The 19,116-nt window shown below is 49.3% G+C and carries 19 protein-coding genes and 1 other RNA gene; 10 read left to right on the forward strand and 10 right to left on the reverse strand.

The genetic code is table 11. The features are described 5' to 3' along the window. Positions 1-22: 22 nt before the first annotated feature. The 5 genes from Q8K39_RS24730 to Q8K39_RS24750 form a co-directional block, all read right to left on the reverse strand. Complete coding sequence (locus Q8K39_RS24730) at positions 23-436, reverse strand: group II truncated hemoglobin (protein WP_305263777.1); 414 nt, start codon at positions 434-436, stop codon at positions 23-25. Between the two features lie 34 nt (positions 437-470). Next, positions 471-1,103, reverse strand: coding sequence for a glutathione transferase (gene yfcF / locus Q8K39_RS24735; protein WP_305263779.1), 633 nt, complete (start codon positions 1,101-1,103; stop codon positions 471-473). A 39-nt stretch (positions 1,104-1,142) separates the two neighbouring features. Then, positions 1,143-3,641 carry an ABC transporter permease gene (locus Q8K39_RS24740; protein ID WP_305263780.1) on the reverse strand — a complete coding sequence of 833 codons (2,499 nt, stop codon included), beginning with the start codon at positions 3,639-3,641 and terminating at the stop codon, positions 1,143-1,145. Between the two features lie 119 nt (positions 3,642-3,760). Next, the gene (locus tag Q8K39_RS24745; RefSeq protein WP_305263782.1) at positions 3,761-5,014 is read right to left on the reverse strand and encodes a cystathionine gamma-synthase family protein; all 1,254 of its coding nucleotides are present in this window, start codon (positions 5,012-5,014) and stop codon (positions 3,761-3,763) included. 97 nt (positions 5,015-5,111) lie between these two features. After that, a complete protein-coding gene (locus Q8K39_RS24750; protein WP_305263784.1) occupies positions 5,112-6,005 on the reverse strand; it encodes an alpha/beta fold hydrolase in 894 nt (297 codons plus the stop codon). A gap of 139 nt (positions 6,006-6,144) precedes the next feature. On the opposite strand from Q8K39_RS24750, the gene Q8K39_RS24755 reads away from it, so the two are divergent. Beyond that, positions 6,145-7,869 (forward strand): acyl-CoA synthetase, encoded by a 1,725-nt coding sequence (locus tag Q8K39_RS24755; RefSeq protein WP_305263786.1) that lies wholly within the window; start codon positions 6,145-6,147, stop codon positions 7,867-7,869. A gap of 11 nt (positions 7,870-7,880) precedes the next feature. Here Q8K39_RS24755 and Q8K39_RS24760 read toward each other — a convergent pair whose 3' ends face one another. After that, the gene (locus tag Q8K39_RS24760) at positions 7,881-8,423 is read right to left on the reverse strand and encodes a flagella assembly protein FlgT middle domain-containing protein (protein WP_305263788.1); all 543 of its coding nucleotides are present in this window, start codon (positions 8,421-8,423) and stop codon (positions 7,881-7,883) included. A 188-nt stretch (positions 8,424-8,611) separates the two neighbouring features. Here Q8K39_RS24760 and Q8K39_RS24765 point away from each other — a divergent pair, with 188 nt between their 5' ends. Beyond that, the gene (locus Q8K39_RS24765; protein WP_305263790.1) at positions 8,612-9,145 is read left to right on the forward strand and encodes a GNAT family N-acetyltransferase; all 534 of its coding nucleotides are present in this window, start codon (positions 8,612-8,614) and stop codon (positions 9,143-9,145) included. A 134-nt stretch (positions 9,146-9,279) separates the two neighbouring features. Continuing rightward, positions 9,280-9,900, forward strand: coding sequence for a GIN domain-containing protein (locus Q8K39_RS24770; RefSeq protein WP_305263792.1), 621 nt, complete (start codon positions 9,280-9,282; stop codon positions 9,898-9,900). Positions 9,901-9,918: 18 nt separating this feature from the next. Here the strand turns inward: Q8K39_RS24770 and Q8K39_RS24775 are convergent, their stop codons facing one another. After that, positions 9,919-10,725 (reverse strand): ferritin-like domain-containing protein, encoded by an 807-nt coding sequence (locus tag Q8K39_RS24775; RefSeq protein WP_305263794.1) that lies wholly within the window; start codon positions 10,723-10,725, stop codon positions 9,919-9,921. A 97-nt stretch (positions 10,726-10,822) separates the two neighbouring features. Here Q8K39_RS24775 and Q8K39_RS24780 point away from each other — a divergent pair, with 97 nt between their 5' ends. The 5 genes from Q8K39_RS24780 to Q8K39_RS24800 all read left to right on the forward strand — a co-directional run bounded on the left by Q8K39_RS24780 (position 10,823) and on the right by Q8K39_RS24800 (position 15,310). Beyond that, complete coding sequence (locus Q8K39_RS24780; RefSeq protein ID WP_305263796.1) at positions 10,823-11,347, forward strand: gamma carbonic anhydrase family protein; 525 nt, start codon at positions 10,823-10,825, stop codon at positions 11,345-11,347. A gap of 13 nt (positions 11,348-11,360) precedes the next feature. Beyond that, complete coding sequence (hslO, locus tag Q8K39_RS24785; RefSeq protein ID WP_305263798.1) at positions 11,361-12,287, forward strand: Hsp33 family molecular chaperone HslO; 927 nt, start codon at positions 11,361-11,363, stop codon at positions 12,285-12,287. A 151-nt stretch (positions 12,288-12,438) separates the two neighbouring features. Then, entirely contained in the window at positions 12,439-12,852 is a 414-nt protein-coding gene (locus tag Q8K39_RS24790) for a DoxX family protein (RefSeq protein ID WP_305263799.1), read from the forward strand. Positions 12,853-12,951: 99 nt separating this feature from the next. Then, the gene (locus Q8K39_RS24795) at positions 12,952-13,995 is read left to right on the forward strand and encodes a MerR family transcriptional regulator (RefSeq protein ID WP_305263801.1); all 1,044 of its coding nucleotides are present in this window, start codon (positions 12,952-12,954) and stop codon (positions 13,993-13,995) included. Between the two features lie 10 nt (positions 13,996-14,005). Continuing rightward, the gene (locus Q8K39_RS24800) at positions 14,006-15,310 is read left to right on the forward strand and encodes an MFS transporter (RefSeq protein WP_305263803.1); all 1,305 of its coding nucleotides are present in this window, start codon (positions 14,006-14,008) and stop codon (positions 15,308-15,310) included. A gap of 17 nt (positions 15,311-15,327) precedes the next feature. Here Q8K39_RS24800 and Q8K39_RS24805 read toward each other — a convergent pair whose 3' ends face one another. Both Q8K39_RS24805 and Q8K39_RS24810 read right to left on the reverse strand, forming a co-directional pair. Next, positions 15,328-15,489, reverse strand: coding sequence for a hypothetical protein (locus tag Q8K39_RS24805; protein WP_305263805.1), 162 nt, complete (start codon positions 15,487-15,489; stop codon positions 15,328-15,330). Then, positions 15,476-15,634 carry a hypothetical protein gene (locus Q8K39_RS24810; protein WP_305263807.1) on the reverse strand — a complete coding sequence of 53 codons (159 nt, stop codon included), beginning with the start codon at positions 15,632-15,634 and terminating at the stop codon, positions 15,476-15,478. The genes Q8K39_RS24805 and Q8K39_RS24810 overlap by 14 nt, the downstream gene beginning before the upstream one ends. Before the next feature lie 380 nt (positions 15,635-16,014). Here Q8K39_RS24810 and Q8K39_RS24815 point away from each other — a divergent pair, with 380 nt between their 5' ends. Both Q8K39_RS24815 and Q8K39_RS24820 read left to right on the forward strand, forming a co-directional pair. Next, a complete protein-coding gene (locus tag Q8K39_RS24815) occupies positions 16,015-16,500 on the forward strand; it encodes a cache domain-containing protein (RefSeq protein WP_186951659.1) in 486 nt (161 codons plus the stop codon). A gap of 151 nt (positions 16,501-16,651) precedes the next feature. Continuing rightward, positions 16,652-18,925, forward strand: a complete 2,274-nt coding sequence (locus Q8K39_RS24820; protein WP_305263809.1) for an ATP-binding protein — start codon at positions 16,652-16,654, stop codon at positions 18,923-18,925. A gap of 70 nt (positions 18,926-18,995) precedes the next feature. Here Q8K39_RS24820 and ffs read toward each other — a convergent pair. Further along, positions 18,996-19,094: signal recognition particle sRNA small type (gene ffs, locus Q8K39_RS24825), an RNA gene on the reverse strand. Between the last annotated feature and the right edge of the window lie 22 nt (positions 19,095-19,116).

Consider the following 19,116-nt stretch of genomic DNA (forward strand, 5'->3'; position numbering starts at 1 on the left):
AAACAGAATTCAATTTGCGAACTTAACCAGGACGGTTACGCATCCAGTCAGCCGTCTGATAAAACGATTGCATCAAATGCTGCTGCAAATCTTCGCTGACACCGATATCCTGCATGGCCCAGGCCATGCAGCGCAGCCATTGATCGCGTTCGCTGCTGGAAATGGCATATGGCAGATGACGAGCACGCAGGCGCGGGTGACCAAACTGTTCGATATACAGATCAGGGCCACCCATCCAGCCTGACAAGAACCAGTACAGCTTGTCGCGTGACCCATCCATGGGAGTGGGATGCAATGCGCGTATGCCAGCAAATTCTAGCTCCAGCTCCATCAAGTCATAAAAACGATCAACCATCTCACGCAGTTTGTCTGCACCACCCAGCAATTCATACAAATTGACCTGGGCTTCTTCATTATTTTCAACTTCAGTATTCATGTCATCACTTATTTAAAACCACTCTTAAAACCACTCAGAGTGCCGGCCTTGCCTGATTCACCCACAATTGCACTGCAGGTCTTTGCCATTGTTGTGCCGCGAATCGGGATAATTTTTCAGGCACATGGTCACCATGCAGTGCCAGGCGATTAATCATCAGGGCAAGATCGAGATCGGCGACAGACCAGTCACCAAAGAGATTTTCAGCATCATCTGGCACCAGTGACTCACCGACCAGAAACAATTGCCCTGCTGCTGCCTTAGCCGCGTCAGACAAGGGTTCCAGCTTCTTGTCATAGAAAATGACCTGGGTATTGCGCTCTACCCGTATCGGCATCAGGGCGCTGCGTATCCAGGCTTGCACTTGCCGTGCCCTGGCACGTGCGTGAATTTCCTTGGGATAAACTGCTTGCTGAGGAAATACTTCGTCCAGATACTCGGTAATCGCCGATGATTCGGACAAAGCAAAACCATTGTGCACCAGTGTAGGCACGCGCTGTGTCAGGGACGTAGCGGCATAATCATGTGCATGCTGGGCATTTGCTTCCAGATCTACCGTCAGCAAATCAAAGTCAAGACCTTTCTCCTGCAGCGTGACGAAAACAGACATCGCATAGGGGCTGGTGAATTGTGAATCTACATAGAGTTTGATGTCTTGTTTTTGCAAAATAAATCCTTTTAAGTTAATTCAGTTGCCGCCCTGCTATCAAGTCTCTCGCAGGCTTTGCAAAGGTGGTTGGTTCAACACATTGCGCAAGCCCAGCCAGCCACCTATCACGGCGCAAGTTGCACCGACAATCAAGCCTGCCAGCCAGACCAGTGGCGAGAAAGTCCAATCAAAATTGAAACTGAAACGTGCCAATGCCCAGCCGATGGCAGACGCACCTGATGCCGCCAATACGCCAGACAAGCCGCCTATTAGCAAAAACTCTATCCACTGCGCCTGTGATAATTGCTTGCGGGTTGCCCCGAGGGCGCGCAAGAGTGCAGCTTCACGCATGCGCACGTCTTGCGAACCCGCCAGCGCTGCATACAGCACCAGCACGCCCGAAGCAAGCGTGAACATGAACAAGAATTCTACTGCCGTAATCACCTGATCCAGCACGTCCTGCATTTGCTTAATCATGGCTCCAACATCTACCACCGTCAGATTAGGGAAGTCACGCATCAGGTGATTGACGAAAGTTTTGTCTTTTTCAGGTAAACGGAAAGCCGTAATCCAGGTCTGCGGCATATCCACCATCGCCTTGGGATTGATAATGACAAAGAAATTCACCCGCATGGAACCCCAGTCCAGCTTGCGCAGACTGCTGATGGTAGCAGTCACTTGCTGCCCGGCGATATCGAAAGTTATCTTGTCGCCCAGCTTTAATTTCAGGGTCTTTGCTATCCCCTCCTCCACTGAAGCCTCGGCTTCTGTTGCCTTGCCATCGTCATACCAACGACCCGCAGTGATCTTGTTCAGTGCAGGCATATCGGCCATGGTCGACAAATTGAATTCCCTGTCTACCATGCGCTTGGCCTGGTCTTCTATATAGGTGTCGCCAGTGATCTGCTTGTCATTCAATGCAATCAAGCGCCCACGTATCATTGGATAAATCTGGGGCTTGCCAAATGCATCCAACTGTTTAGTAATATTTTCTTTTTGATCTGGCTGTATATTAATGACAAACTGATTCGGGGCATCTGCTGGCGTCGCTTTTTTCCACGCCGTGATCAGGTCGCCGCGTACCACAGTCAATAACAATAAGGCCATTAAGCCCAGTGCCAGTGAGACGACTTGTATCACAGTCGCGCCAGGTCGCCTTTGCAAGGCAGTAATGGCAAAACGCCAGGCAGAATGTGCAAATAATGTACGCATGCGTTTGAGTGCAAACATACCCAGCCATGCAACCAACGCGAATACCAGCAAGCCAGCCAGAAAGCCAGCCGCAGTCATCAAGCCCAACTTGATATCAGCCGTTTGCCAAAGCAACAAAGCCACGAACATCCCAAGACCGCAGGCATAAGTTACCAGCGTCATTGCCTTGGGTGCTTCTTGCTCACGTCGTATGACGCGGTTATGCGGCACATTACGCAATTGCAAAATAGGTGGCAAGGCAAATCCAACCAGTAACAACAAGCCGGTGGCGATGCCCTGCAAAGCAGGCAAGAAATTCGCGTCAGGCAAGTCCTTAGCGACCAGCTTGCCCAACCATTCCAGCAAAACATAATGGCCTGCATAACCCAGCAGCACACCAGCGATACTACCCAGCAACCCCAGTATCAGGAATTCAATGAGATACATAGACATGACCTGGTTTTGCGTCAGCCCGAGGCAACGCAACATGGCGCAGGCATCCAGATGGCGCAACATGAAACGCCGTGCCGCCATGGCAATCGCAACTGCAGCCAGCATGGCTGACAACAGGCTCACCAGCGACAGAAACTGATCAGCCCTGTCCAGCGTGGCACGCATTTCTGGCCGCCCTGCAGCCAACGATTCGAGGCGTACGCCTTTCAACTTCTCGTCCTCTATTTTTCCCTGCAACTCTTTTTGATAGGTAGCGATAAGCTTGGCATCACCAGCCATGAGTAAGCGGTAAGTTACGCGTGAACCATTTTGTATCAGCTTGCTGGCGGGTATATCCGTCAGCGATATCATGGCACGCGGCGCAAAATTCATGAAACCGGCACCACGGTCTGGCTCCGTGCCTATGGTCTGGGTTACTGTCAATTGCAGTTCGCCCAGTTTGATTTTTTGGCCAACATTCAAATTCAAGGCCGACAGCAAGGCAGGATCTACCCACACTGTGCCAGGCTGCGGGACAACATCGGTAGCAACTTCTGCTTCACCCTTGTTCAACTTCAACTTGCCACGCAAGGGGTAATCTGCACTCACTGCTTTTAAAGATACCAGGCGGGATACAGCTTCATCACCCTCACCTGCCAATGCCATGGAGGGAAAAACTACAGTTTCCGCTGTCTTTAAGCCGCGCTTTTCTGCTTCTTGTCGCCATTCTGGCTTGATAGGCTGGTCAGCAGCGACCAGCAAGTCAGCACCCAGCAATTGATGCGCATCACGGTTGAGGCCGCTGCGCATCCTGTCCGTAAAAAAACCTACCGAGGCCAGTGAGGCCACGGCAATCATCAAGGCAATCAGTAAAAAGCGCAGCTCACCAGCACGCCAGTCACGCATCGTCATACTGAGAGAGAGTTTAAACATAGTTACCTTGTCAATACAGAAATAAAATAATCGAAACACATGCAAACCACAGCGCCCCTTGGCGCCAACGTACAGTAGTGCTGCAAAACAGTTTTTAGTTCAAAGATTGCCGTGGTTTTTTACTCAGATGCCAGCGCATTCGCAAAATCATCCAGCAAATCCTGGGTATCTTCTATGCCGACCGAAACGCGTATCAGGGAATCCGCTATCCCCATCTCGGCCCGGCGTTCTGCCCCCATCTCAAAGAAAATGGTGTGCGCAACCGGAATCACAAGGGTACGGGTGTCACCAAGATGCGTTGCATTGATTGCGAGCTTCAAGCGGTTCAGGTAATCGAAACAATCAATCTCTGGCTTTAGCTCAAAGCTGAACAGAGCCCCATATGCCGCAAACAAATCCGTCGCCAGGTCATGCTGCGGATGATCTGGCAAGCCGGGGTAATGCACCGCTGCCACGCGCGGATCGGCAGCGAGCATTTTTGCCAGCGCCATTGCATTCGTGCATTCCCTTTCCTGACGCAGTGCTATCGTTTCTGCCCCTACCGCGACCTGATGCGCTGCCTCTGGTGAAATGGAAGCGCCGAAATCGCGCAAGGCTTTTGCCCTGATTTGTGCCAAGCCTTGCATGTGTGAAGGCTGTTTGCGGAAATTGGCTGCAATATTTGGAAACACGCTCCAGTCAAACAAACCAGTATCCGTCAAGGCACCACCCAGTACATTGCCATGTCCTGCGATGGATTTAGTGAGGGAATTGACAACCAAGCCTGCATACACAGCTTTGGGCTGAAACAGATAAGGCGAAGTCATGGTGTTATCAACCACAAACAGGATGCCTTTTTCACGGCATAGCTCACCTATTTTTTTCAAATCAGCGATTTGTGTACGTGGGTTGGCGATGGTCTCTACAAATACCATGCGGGTCGCTGGCGTCAGTGCAGCAGCAACATGGGCAACATCAGTAGCATCTACCAGGGACACATTGACACCCTGCCCAGCAACGGTTTGCCACAGACTGTTGGTATTGCCAAACAAGAATGACGATGACACCACATGATCGCCCTGACGCAATAATGCCTGGAACACTGCGCCGATGGCAGCCATGCCGGTTGCGAAGGCAATCGTGCCCAGTCCACCTTCCATCTTGCTGATTTTCTCTTCCAACGCCGACACGGTGGGATTGCCCTGGCGACCATAGCGGTAGCCAGATTGTTTATTCTGGAACACGGCAGCCAGATCACGTGCGTCACGATATCCATACATGACCGATGTATGGATAGGCTTATGGATAGAGCCATGCTCTATGTCTTTTTGTCTGTCGCTATGCAGGATAGTGGTAGTAAAACCGTATTGGGGTGGTTTAGGTGTCGTGCTCATAGTGCCGGGATATGAATATAAAATAAAAGCGAGTTCTGGGAGTTTAACCCAGAACTTGCTTTTTCATTTTGGCACAGGGGCAGCAAGACTAGCTGAATCACTCCTTGAGCAAGAAAGTCTCAATCAACTCGGCCAATTTCTCAGGCTGATCATGATGTAGCATATGCCCGGCATCCATGATCATTTCCTTTTTCAATTGCGGAATGTACGCGAGCCGCCTGTCTATTTCCACACGCGCCTCTTCTTTTGGCCCCATCCAGTGCCAGACATTGGTGTCATCTGCCTCCATCCACAACACTGGCGCAGTGATTTTTTGCCAACAGGCCATGACCTCTTCCACTCTGTACAGCAGCGGACTAGTTTGCTTGTGAGCCGGATCACCCAAAATCTCCCAGCAACCGGGGCTGGTTTCCCTAGCCCAATGAGCAGAAAGAAATGCTGCTCTTTCATCCGACAAGCGTGGATTGGTTTTTTGCAAACGGGCGGCTACTTCTGTCTGCGAGGCGTAAGTGCGCAAGCTGGCCTGACTTTCCAGCTCATCCAGCCATTTCCTGTAGCGCCCTGGCGCCTGCTTGGGATGGGTGACTGGCATGCCAAAGCCTTCCAGATTAATAAACTTGCGCACACGCTCAGGGCGCACGCCTGCATACAGACCAGCAACGTTCGCGCCCATGCTGTGGCCAAGCAGGTTCACGGATTCATTCGGCGATATATGCCTTAGCAATGCATCGAGGTCACCCAGATAATCCGGGAACCAGTAAGTATCTACCTTGGGTGACTCTGTCAATCCAAAGCCGCGCCAGTCAGGCGCGAGCACTTGCCAATCTTGTTTCAGACAATCAACGACAAACTGAAAAGAAGCGGACACGTCCATCCAGCCATGCAGCATGATGATCTTGGGTGCATCTTCCCGCCCCCAACTGCGGACATGGTATTGCAGTCCACGGATATCAAGAAAGGATGTGCGTGAAGGCTTGAATAGAGAATTCATAAAAATTTAATATTTTTCATCTGTAAATACAGGCAAACGCCAGCCTGTACAGCGGATTATCAAGTAGCATGAGAGTAATGCGGCCTAGCAATACAACAACACAATAGCACGACCGTTCGATTATTATAACGGAGACAGGATGAAGCAGTTGAACAAACTCAAAGACAAGACTAAAAACGATACAAAAGCTGACCGAACTGATCAAGTTGATCATTATGAGCAGCTTTACCATGAATTCAGATGGGATGTGCCCAGCAATTTCAATATCGCAGAAGCTTGCTGTCACCGCTGGGCGGCAAATCACAAACATGCAAAGAAGGCGGCCATACTGTATGAAGACAGCGAAGGTAACAGCCGCCGCCTGACTTATCAGCAGTTGCATGAACAAGCCAATCAGCTCGCCAATCTATTCTTGCAGGAAGGCATACAACGTGGTGACGTAGTAGCTTGCATCTTGCCACAAAGACCAGAAACGGCAATCGCCATCATGGCTTGCCTACAAATTGGCGCCATCGTCATGCCCTTGTCTTTTTTGTTCGGGCCTGATGCACTCGAATATAGGCTGCAACATAGTCAGTCCATCGCCATCATCCTGGACGACAGTGGAATAAAGGCATTTGAAGAAATTCGCGACCGCTGTCCCGACCTGAAAACTGTCATTAGTCTGGATTGCACTGCCAACAACGACATGCCGCCCTGCATAGACTGGGAAACACATGTACCCAACATGCCTGTCACTTCCCACATTGCCGATACCCGCTCCAGTGATCCGGCCATCCTGATATACACCAGCGGCACTACCGGTGCACCCAAAGGTGCGCTGATACCACACTCAGCAATTATCGGTAACCTGACAGGCTTTGTGGCTTCGCAAAACTGGTTCCCGCAAGACGAAGATGTATTTTGGTCGCCAGCGGATTGGGCCTGGACCGGCGGCTTGATGGATGCCCTATTGCCTACCCTGTATTTTGGTAAGCCCATCGTCGGCTACCAAGGGCGCTTCTCTGCGGACACTGCCTACTATCTGCTGGAAAAATACAAGATCACCAATACCTTCCTTTTCCCAACTGCCTTGAAAATGATGATGAAGGCGGAAGCGCAACCGAGGGAAAAATACAAGCTTTCACTGCGCGCGATCATGACTGCGGGCGAAGCCGTTGGTGATGCAGTCTTCAACTGGTGCGAACAAGCACTGCACATCATTCCAAATGAGATGTTTGGCCAGACTGAAATGAACTACATCGTCGGCAACAGCCACCAACTGTGGCCAGCCAAACCTGGCAGCATGGGGAGACCGTATCCAGGGCACAAAGTTGCTATCATCGATGATGATGGTAATGAGGTAGAAAATGGCGAAATTGGCGAAGTTGCCATGAGTCGTTATGATGCCTATGGTCACCTAGATCCCGTGTTCTTTCTGGGTTACTGGAAAAACGACGAAGCCACTCGCAATAAATTCACAGGCGACTGGTGCAGAACTGGTGATCTGGCCACTCGCGATGATGATGGCTATCTTTGGTATCAGGGCCGAGCAGACGATATGTTCAAGGCCGCAGGTTATCGCATAGGCCCTTCAGAAATTGAAAATTGCCTGGTCAAGCATGCGGCTGTAGCAAACGTAGCTGTAGTGCCCAAACCTGACAAAGAGCGCGGCAACCTTGTCAAGGCATATGTGGTACTGAGCCCGGGCTATCAGGGTGATGATGCCCTGATCAAGGAATTGCAGAACCATGTGCGTGGAAAACTGGCGCCGTATGAATATCCCAAAGAGATAGAGTTCATTGATGCCCTACCCATGACCACCACCGGAAAAGTACAACGCCGCATATTAAGACTGCGAGAACAAGAACGCACAACGCAATAATTCAGACAGTGTCAATGTTGCACCAACACCGTCGCACTGACCAGGCTGGCAACCTGGTCAAGCATATCGCTAATGGTCTTGCCGTAAAGCGTGCTGTTAAAAGCTGCACCATCAAAAACATGTTCGCGCCCTACGCTCACGTTGCCAGAAACCGTCGTGGAAAATTCTTGCTGGACCAGCAGTTGACCAGAGCGTGCGTCATAGATACGCACATCCAGTTCTATGGCACGTGTTCTTTTTTGCGTCAGACCGAACAGATTGCTATCTGTTTTAATACCTGCATTGCGGATCTCGCCGGAGACAATATAGCGACTGCCAAACGTTTGCCCAAGTTGCTGCAAGAGCTTCGCTGGCGGGGCATCCTGCTGCCAGTCAAACGACAATAGATCAGGGGAGGTGCGAACCTGCACTTGCCGCTCCCGAATCAACCTGCGGGCAATAGCCTTGGGAAAACCCTGGGCCGCATCATCAATATCAAGTACTTGCACAGGTTTGTTGACAGCAAAGCCTGTCAATACCAATGCCTTATTGGGCGGCAAACCGGGATCAGTCATTTGTGCAGTGGAGTGCGCAGAAAAGCATGCGCCGAGTAAAATTAACGCGATCCGGTTTACCATTGAGCTAAAGCCTGTCATTTTGTTCTTTTCAGGAATGATTAGCTTTGATTACGACAGCATTAGCAACAACTTTAAGCATCCATTACAATCAGCAGATTCCCAACCTGACTTGATGAAACAGAATAATGAATTCCACCCTGACTATTGCGCTGGTCAAAGCTGATGATGCAAGCGCCGTCTTAGCCTTTGAGCAGGAAAATCGTAATCACTTTGAAGAATGGATAGCAAGCCGTGGCGATGATTTCTATTCCTTGCAAGAAGTACGTTCCAGCCTGGAGCAGGCGCAATACCTGGCCAGTGCCAAGCGCGAATATCACTACCTTGCCTGGGTGGGAAACGAAGTAGTAGGTCGCATTACCCTGCGCGGCGTCGAGCAAGACCAATACCACAAGGCGTTCCTGGGCTACCGCTTCAGCCAGCGCCACGGTGGCCATGGTTATGCTACTGCTGCAGTCAATGCGGTAGTGGAACAGGCATTTAACGAATTCAAGCTCAACCGGATAGAAGCGGTAGTGATTATCGACAATCTGCCATCTCAGGCCATCATGCGTAAATGTGGCTTTGATGAATTTGGTCATTCCCATGCCTCCGTGCTCAGAAATGGCATCTGGATGGACATGCTGCACTATGAAAAGCTGAATACAGTGCGGCCTGTCTGAATGACGGCTCAGCCCCAGAATTTTGCAGTTCATCGCAAAGCGAGCGCAGGTGCAGATAAAATTGGTAATACTAAATCATCTGCACACGCTTTTTGCCCTGAGGGAGTGCAGCACACTTACCTTTGGAGACATTCATGCGCCGTTTATTGTTGATACCTGCCCTGCTGCTCAGTTCTACTGCTTTCGCTGATGAGCAAACCCGCAACTTGCCCACATTCAAATCCATCAAGACCCGTAGTGCCTTCAGTCTGGTGGTTGAAGTCGGTAAAGCTCAGTCAGTACAAATCAAAGGCAGTGAGAGGTTTATCAATAATGTCACTACCGAAGTGATCGGCGATGAACTGGTGATTTCATATAAAGAAAAAAACTCAGTCAAAATCAGCGACAATTCTCAAGTCACTATCAGCATTCCGGAATTAAGCAAGTTCAAGATGGAGGGTGCTGGCAAAACCGTACTGAACAATCTTTCTGGCACGCACTTTGCCTTGTCTTATGAAGGTGCCGGATTGTTGGTGGCAAACGGCAAGGTGAAGACATTCACCTTGCGTGCCGAAGGTGTCGGTCTGGTAGAAACCAAGGACTTGGTCGCCGAGCAGGTAGATGCCCGCATCGAAGGTGTCGGCTCTGTCTCCGTCAATGCACGCGACAGCCTGAATGCAACTGTACAAGGCATAGGCAGCCTCACCTACTACGGCCACCCACGCAATGTCAGCAAATCTGTGGAAGGCATAGGTTCGGTACGTGCCGGAGATTAAACACAGCTCCCTACCAAACTAGGCGTTTGCAGCGGCCTGCAAGGCTCGCAGCTCATCCTCATCGAAACCTGCTGCCCGTCTGCCTTCCAGGTTAAAAGGCCCCCGCACTGGCGGGGCCTTGTATTTACGGGTCATCTCGGCATACGTCGAAATAATATCCAGACCCTGTTCTGCGCACAGCTTCTTATACCAAAAATTGCCGATGGCGACATGGCCAATTTCGTCGTGCAGGATAATGGCGAGGATATCGGCAGCAGCCTGGTCACCAGCTTGCGTCAACTTGGCCATGACAGATGGCGTGGCATCCAGGCCACGCGCTTCCAGTGTGCGCGGCACTAAAGCAAGGCGGGCTAACAGATCGCCCTTGGTTTTCTCCGCCATCTCCCACATGCTGTTGTGCGCCGGGAAATCTCCATAAGCAAAGCCCTGGCTACGCAAATGTCCAACCAGCAATTGGAAGTGATAGGCCTCCTCTTTAACTACTTGCAACCAATCGAGATAAAACTGTGCGGGCATGCCGGCAAAGCGCCAGATGATGTCTGCCGCCAGATTGACTGCATTCAGTTCTATATGTGCCAGTGCATGAATGAGCACTGCTCTGCCTTCAACCGTATTCATGGCGCGACGGCCTACCTTACCTGGCGGCACTAACTCAGGCTTGCTCAAACGCCCGGGGATTCCTTCAGGCTCTGTAAATTCGGCAGCGACATCCAGTAAGGACTCCTTGGAAATTGCATGGATAGCCTCACATTTGCGTTGAGGATCTGGTTCCAGCACTGCAGCCAATGCGCATGCTCTTAACTCATTAATAACTTTATCTTTCATAGATGGGCAAAGTCGGGCAAGCAAACCCGCTGGGGTTTACAATACGGGCTCTACCCAATAATGCGTTATAAATAATGCGCCATTTTACGGAATAATCATGCCTATTTACCAATTTGGTGACCTAGCTCCAGAAATAGATGCGTCCGCCTATATCGCAGACAGTGCCAACATCATAGGCAAAGTCAGGATAGAAGCCAATGCCAGCATCTGGTTTGATGTCACCATACGCGGCGACAATGAATTGATTACCATCAGTGAAAACAGCAATGTCCAGGAAGGCAGTATTTTACACACTGATCCTGGTTACCCGATGGTGATAGGCAAAAATGTCACTGTTGGCCACCAGGCCATGCTGCATGGCTGTACCGTTGGTGATGGATCATTGATAGGCATACAGGCTGTAGTACTGAATGGCGCAAAGATCGGCAAGAACTGCCTGGTTGGCGCTGGCGCGCTTGTCACAGAAGGCAAGGAATTTCCTGATAACTCCCTCATCATAGGCTCACCCGCCAAAGTAGTCAGGACACTCAGCGAAGCAGATATTGCTGGCCTGCAGCGCAATGCCAATAACTATGTCAAGCGCGGGCAAGCCTTTAAAACTCAACTCAAACGCATAGACTGATTTAGCGATAATAATGACTGATACCTTACAAAAATTCATGTTCGAACATGCCGGTGTACGTGGCGAAATGGTCGAACTGACTCACACCTGGCAACAAACCCTGGCACGCAAGACTTATCCTGCAGCTGTACAAACCATATTGGGCGAGTTGATGGCCGCATCTGCGCTGCTGTCAGCCAACCTGAAGTTTGATGGCACCATGATCATGCAAATTCATGGAGATGGCCCTGTCAAATTGCTGGTGGTTGAATGCGATGCTGAATTGAAAATGCGCGCCACTGCCAAACTCAGCGAGCATGCCGACATTGCAGATGATGCCAGCCTGACAGCCTTAATCCATTCCCATGGCAAAGGACGATTTGTGATCACGCTGGACCCGAATAATAAATTGCCGGGTCAACAGGCTTACCAGGGCATCGTACCACTGGATGGCGACAGCATCGCAACTGTCATAGAAAACTATATGCAGCGCTCTGAGCAACTCGACACCAAGCTGTGGCTGGCTGCTGATGATAAGGTCGCGCGCGGCATGTTATTACAAAAACTACCTAAAACCGGCGGTGCGGAAGCTCAGGTGGAGGATGAAACCGAAGCCTGGAACCATGCCGTCATGCTGGGCGATACCCTGAAGCGGCCGGAACTGCTGAGCACTGGGATAGACATACTCATGCACCGCCTGTTCTGGGAAGAAACCATACGTGTATTCGACCCTTTGCATCCGCAATTCCAGTGCAATTGCACACGTGAAAAAGTCGGCGACATGTTGAGAATGCTGGGCGAAGACGAAATACAATCTGCCATCGCTGACCTTGGTACGCTGGATATCAATTGTGATTTCTGTGGCAAGCACTATGGTTTCGACAAGGTGGATTGCGCGCAATTGTTCGTTGCCAGCACACTGACAGAAGGCACATTACCTGCCCCTGAAATCAAGCATTAATTTCTACTGGCCTGGTGATCCAGCCTCACCAGCCCTCTTCAGCCAAGGTCTGTCTTGAATTCATCACTCTGCAAGACGAATCGATCACACAAGTCATTGCCAAGTTTTATTCTCTGCCATTGTTGAGAGCCCATTTTTCAGGAGACTTTCCATGATTCAGCAATGGTATAAAACAAATCCAGCCAACCTCAATCGCGGCATGGATATGGTACGCATAGGTGTCGCCCTCATTATTTTGATGCATCCCCTGCATGGTTACACCCATATAGAAAACATTCCGCGATTTGGCGATTTCCTGACTTCCCTGGGCTATCCCTTTGGCACTTCCCTGGCATGGCTGGTCTTGCTGCTACAAACTGCCTGCAGCCTCGCGTTGCTGGCCAATCGCCTGGTCGTGCCTGCATGCCTAGGTCATATCGTCGTGATTTGCTTTGGATTAATTCATGTCCACGCCCAATATGGCTGGTATGTCGTTGGCCCTGGTCAAGGTGGCATGGAATGGGGCTTTATCCTACTGAGCAGTCTGTTTGGAGTAATGTGGGCATATTGGCCAAAGAAAAGATAAAAAAGGCAAATACACCGATTGGCAAAAATATATTCAGAAAACCTTTGACCCTGACATTAGGTGAGGCTTTATAGTCTGCCTGACTGAAGGAGATCAGGTATGTTATTGAAAATCGGCGAACTGGCCAGCCGCACTGGCCTGACCATACGCACACTGCATCATTACGACAAAATCGGCTTGCTCAAGCCATCTGCGCGCTCAGAGGCAGGTTATCGCCTCTACGACAGATCGGATATCAAGCGCTTGCACCATATCCAAGCCCTGCGCCGCCTGGACTTGTCGCTGGCAGAAGTTGGCGATGTCATCAACGGAGCAGGTGACGACTTGCACAGCGTCATCGACGAACAAATTACCGGCCTGGACCAGCAGATTGCCCAAAGCATGGAATTGCGCGACAGATTACAAGAACTGTCAGGCTTACTGAAAACCAATAACGAACCCAATCTTGAATACTGGTTGTCTACGCTGGAAATGATGAGCCTGATTGGCAAATATTTCAGCCGCGATGAAATTTTGCGCTTGCGTGAACTGGAGTTACAAGCACAAAGCAAAGTGGACACGCATATGCCGCCTTTTGTCGTGGCAGGGCGAGTTTTACTGGACCAGAAAGTACCCCCAAGTGATCCGAGAGCCAAGCAATTGGCCAGGGAGTGGGTGCGCGTCATGAGTGCGCTGATGCCTGACCCCGCATTGCTCAGCAAATTTACCCAGATGCATAGAAAAGAACCATCTTTGCAGTCCTTAAGTGGTGTGGATGATGAAATGATGGACTTTATTACCAAGGCGTCCATCGAGGTCAGGTATGACATTTATTGCAAATATCTGAATGAAGAAGAACTGCAGTACTTTCGCAAATCCTTCTTTAAAAATAATGAAACCTGGACACATGTTTTTGCAGAAGTAAGACAAAAAATGGCACTGGGCTTACCACCTGAACATCCCGATGTACAAGCCTCGTTAATCAAGTGGCGCAGTTTATTCATGGATGCATGGGGCAATCATTTGCCTACCATGCTCAAAGTCAGAAGCATCCACGAAAAAGAACCAGAACTAAGTATAGGTGGCGGACTGACGCCGGCATTAATTGTCTATGCCCGCCAGGGACTGGCCTTTCTGGAAAAAAGCCATCCTCTGAAGCCATAAGGAAAACAAAATGAACGATGTAAATACACACAAAACCGACAACACGCCCAAAGGCATATTCAAGGACAGTAATTTCCTGTGGATGATAGGCGGCGGTGCCATCTCCATGCTGGGTGATCAGTTCACTTTGATTGCCCTGCCCTGGCTGGTATTGAAGATGACTGGTGACACCTTGATATTGGGTATCGTGCTGGCCCTGATCAGCGTGCCACGTGCATTGTTGATATTGCTGGGTGGTGCAGTGGTGGACCGCTACTCCCCCAAGATAGTGATGATGCAAACCAAGTACATTAATACCCTTCTGCTGGGTATATTGAGCGCCCTGATTTTTTACGGAAAGCTGGAATTATGGATGGTGTATGCCCTGGCCCTGGGCCTGGGAATCTCGACAGCCTTCAGCATCCCTTCAGGTACTTCCATGTTGCCACGGGTAGTCGCACCAGCGCAATTGCAATCTGCAAATGGCATCATGTTGAGTGTGCGCCAGTTGACCATGTTCATAGGCCCTGTACTGGCAGGCTTGCTGATTGCTCTGTTTGGCACGCATGAGCAAGGGATGATCAACGATGCGCAAGGGTTGGCAGCGGCTTTCTTCTTTGATTGCTTCACATATGCTTTTTCTGCCTGGACACTGAGCAAGGTCGGGATGAACAACATGACTATGCCCCCTGGCCCTGCCGGACATAAACCAGCTCTGCTGCAATCACTGACAGAAGGCTTGCGTTATTGCTGGAATGAGAAACAGTTGCGCAGCTGCTTTATCTATTGGTCGGCGATCGCCTTTTTCATCATGGGGCCGATACAGATCGCCTTGCCTGTGATGGCGAATCAACTCAGCAACAGCGCCAGTGCACTTGGTTTGCTGGCAGGTTCGCACGGAGCTGGTACGTTATTGGGTATGGCTCTGGCAGGCATGAAACCGAATCTGCGTTTTGGCAACCTGGGGCGCACTATCTTGCTGGTCGATTTAATTGTGGGCATTCTGTTTATCCCCATGGGCCTGATCAGCGCCAGTTGGCAAGGTGCAGTCATACTATTAAGCGTAGGCATACTGGGTGGTTTTTTACATGTGGCAGTATTTACCTGGGTACAAAAACAGGTGCCACCGAATATGATAGGCCGTGCCATGAGTATGTTCATGTTTATCTTCATGGGCATAGGGCCAGTCTCGGCGGCATTCACGGGCTGGCTACTGCGCGGTATCACTATTCCGCAATTATTCATGGGCAGTGGCAGCTTGTTGATCCTGATCGTCATCATGGCAACGCAAATCAGCCCTATCGCCAGAGTGACGGACAAACGCGCCGCTGCATAAACGCCAACTAAACTGGCTCAGGCTGAAAGCATATGCAGCACCAGGGCCTGAGTCACTTCTGCAAACGAAAGCCCGCCACCTTCCAAACGCCAATCGCCAGAATGTCGGGAGCGTGGCCTGCGTGAGCCAACAGCATAGGGCTGAGCCTGGTCGCCCTCTCTGGTATCAATTGCACCCATTCATTGCATGGATATAAAACATTACCGGATTACCTGACTCGGTATGAAGTGCCAGGAAGATATCGATATCCAGCTTTTCTGCAATCCCGGAACCATAAGCGGCACCAGGTATGCATGTCAGCGTATTTCTGGCAACCTTGCTCATTTCCTCATATGCTTGCACAAAAATCTAAAAATCCGGTACGGCGGCACCTGCATTGTTTTCATGACGACTTGAAAAATTCAAGTCAAGTATCGATTGCCCCAGATTCATTGCCTGCCCCGGCATTCAGTTTCGCAAAAAAAACAACAAATTCAATGTTAAATCGGGTGAATTTGAATAGCAATTTATTTCCATTTTACTTAACTTTTCAAAGTTTGGCTCTATCATATAAACACTGGGCAATTAATTTGTATCATTGTGATTGCATGCAGTAGTACCCTGTATAAGCAAGGTACTTCAACCCATTATAAGCATTTCCTGTTCAGCACTTGAAAAACCCGGTTTCATAGTTCTTTAACCAGCTTCAAATCAGGGAGACACCCATGAAAAAGACAAGCCTCGTATTTGCTTTGGGATTAATTGTCGGTACATCACCTAACTTCGCAAGCGCTGCAGAAAGAAGTACGGAAGCAGAAGCCGTCGCTTTGATTCAAAAAGCGCAGGAATACATCAAAAAGAATGGTGTTGAAAAGTCCATTGCTGAATTTAACAAACTGGACAGCCCCTTCAATACTGCCAGCGATATCAATAAAAAAGGCGACTTGTATTTATATACACTTGATCAAAAAGGTTACCAGGCTGTCCACGGTAAAAATCCAAAGATTGTGGGTAAGACCATGCTGGACATGCGTGATCAGGATGGTGTTTACCTGATCAAGGAGATGGCAGAAAAATGTTTCGCCAACGGCAAAGCATGGGTTGCCTATCGCTGGCCCAATCCTGTTACCAAGGATTTGGAAAAGAAAAAAGGATATGTAGAGAGAGTTCCTGGACAAGATTTCTGCCTGGGAACAGGAATATACTATTAAGATAAAGCTTGGTACATCTTTAAAAAGGGGATGTCCAAAAACTTCCTCTTTGTCCAGGTTTGAGCTTACCCATATTCAATTAATAATTTCGCCAACTCGCAAGCTGTCTCAATCATCGGGAATCTGAAAGAATTTACAGGAAGGAATTTGCATGGCGGTACCGGCTGAACGGCCCAAAATTGCTGGTGTGATTTTCCTGTTACTTGCAGGTGTGGCCATTGCAGCCATTATTTTGCAAACATGGTGGGCCATTTCGCAAGACCGCAACATTACTTTCAGATCCGAGCATGAAAATGGATTGGTCGCTGTTCGCCTGCTGGAAGAACATGCTACCCAAACTCTGAGCGAGGCCGATGGCAACTTGAGCACAGTCATCAACGCCATACAATCCATCAGCAGGGAGCGAGAGCTAAATGACGACATCATCCGTGAACTCATCACCAAAGCACAGCCTTTTAACAAAATATTAAAAGCACTGCAGTATGTCAATGTTGCTGGAAAAGCCTTCGTCAGTACTATCGATTACCCTGCATATCAGGTTGATGCGGACGAAAGAACATACATCCCCTATTTGCTCAAGCATCCCGAAATCAAACATGCCGTGATTGGTCAGCCCTTTCAGCGCTTTTATGATACGGAGCTGGTCGTCCCACTTGCTCGCAACTTATATGCGGACAATGGTAGTCATTTAGGAATTATAAGTACCGACATTAGCGTTTCTTACTTTAGTGCGGTGTATGCCCGCATCGCTAAAGATAGCAAGGCGATAGTATCCCTGTTTACCGAAAATGGCACCGTGATCGTGCGTTTTCCTTTTGACAAGGAATATATAGGTAAAGAGATTAGAAATTCGCCAGTCATTCGTGAGCTGGCCAGTAAACCCGTCGAAGGCAATTTCAGAGACGCACAGTTTCTTGATGAAAAAAATCAAATAGAGCGACTTTATACTTACCGGAAAATTGCCAGCTTCCCTATCGTGTCAGTTTTTGCCCGCGACAGCGATTCCATCCTGATGCCGTGGCGCGAACGCACGCGTGACCGTCTGGTATTTTCAGGGATTACGATACTGCTTTTGTGCATATTGACGTTTTCTTTATGGGTACATATACATCGCCTGCATCTCTCGGAAGACTCCTTAAGAAAATCCGAAATGTCACTACGCGTTAGTGAAAGCAAATTCGTCAATCTATTTAAATTTTCGCCTGTTCCCCTGGCGTTGATCAGTTTGGCAGATGACAAACTGGTTGAAGTGAATGACAGCCTGCTGAGGCAAACCGGTTTTCAAGTCCATGAAATGATGGGAAAAACCCCGCAAGAACTACAGCTTTGGGAAGACGTCTCTTTACGGGAAAACTATCTAAAATTACTCAAAGAGCAGGGTTTTGTCGACCAGTTTGAAATGCGATTTCGCTATAAAAATGGCAAAATCGCCACCTGTTTACTGTCTTCAAGGTTATTTGAATCTGGTGGCAACAAGATGGTTATCTTTACACCCATCGATATAAGCCAGATACGCGCTATAGAAAATGAAATCCGTCAATTGAACGCAGATCTGGAAAAACGGGTAGTGCAACGCACACTAAGCCTGGAAGAAACCAATAATGAACTGGCAAATGCACTAGACAGTTTGACCGCCATGCAAGGTGAATTGATACGTTCAGAAAAAATGGCCGCACTAGGTTCTTTAGTCGCCGGTATTGCGCATGAGTTGAATACACCCATAGGAAACAGCGTCACGGTAGCCTCAACTTTGCAAGACCATGCAGTCACCATGGAAAATGAATTATCCACTACGCAGCCACGTCGCTCTGTCCTGGCACAGCTAACTCGTGAAACCAGCAAGGGCGCGAATATCCTAGTACGTAGCCTGGACAGGGCAGCACAGTTAATTCTCAGTTTCAAACAAGTGGCCGTGGACCAGTCCAGCAATCACCGGCGCAATTTTGACCTTAGCACGACACTTAATGAAATTCTGGTCACTTTGGAACCTATGTATAGCAGGAGTACTCATCACCTGCATATAGACTTTACACCTGATATCATGATGGAAAGTTATCCGGGTGCTCTGGCGCAAATTATTACAAATTCTGTCAATAACTGCCTGACCCACGCATTTGAAAATCTCGAGCACGGAAATATGTACCTGAAAACCAGGCTGTTTGGTCAGCATCAGGTTGAAATTATCTTCAGTGATGATGGTACAGGCATTTCACCTGAACACCTCGCCCGTGTCTTTGACCCCTTCTTTACAACGAAACTTGGCAAAGGAGGTTCTGGCCTGGGAATGCATATCGTCTACAATCTGGTAACGGATGTCCTTGGGGGCAAAATCGATCTGGAAAGTGAACCAGGCGAAGGAACCACCATCAGCCTGCTATTACCCCTCATCGCTCCTGTCAATCAAACTGACAAGTTTGCCGCATAGCATTGAGCAAAACTAGACCACATGGCAACCCATGTTACGAGAATTTAAGCTGGGGAATTTGAAAGGAGAAGTTGGCGAGCCTGATCTGCGGCACTTACGGGAAATGACTGTGGCTGCTTCGTTCCCGACCTGACCAGATTGGCCATGCCGCAATGCGCAGGGGCCCGCCAAGCTCCATTATATCGCATCAA

This window comes from Undibacterium sp. (genome assembly GCF_030683615.1).
Lineage (GTDB): Bacteria > Pseudomonadota > Gammaproteobacteria > Burkholderiales > Burkholderiaceae_D > Undibacterium > Undibacterium umbellatum.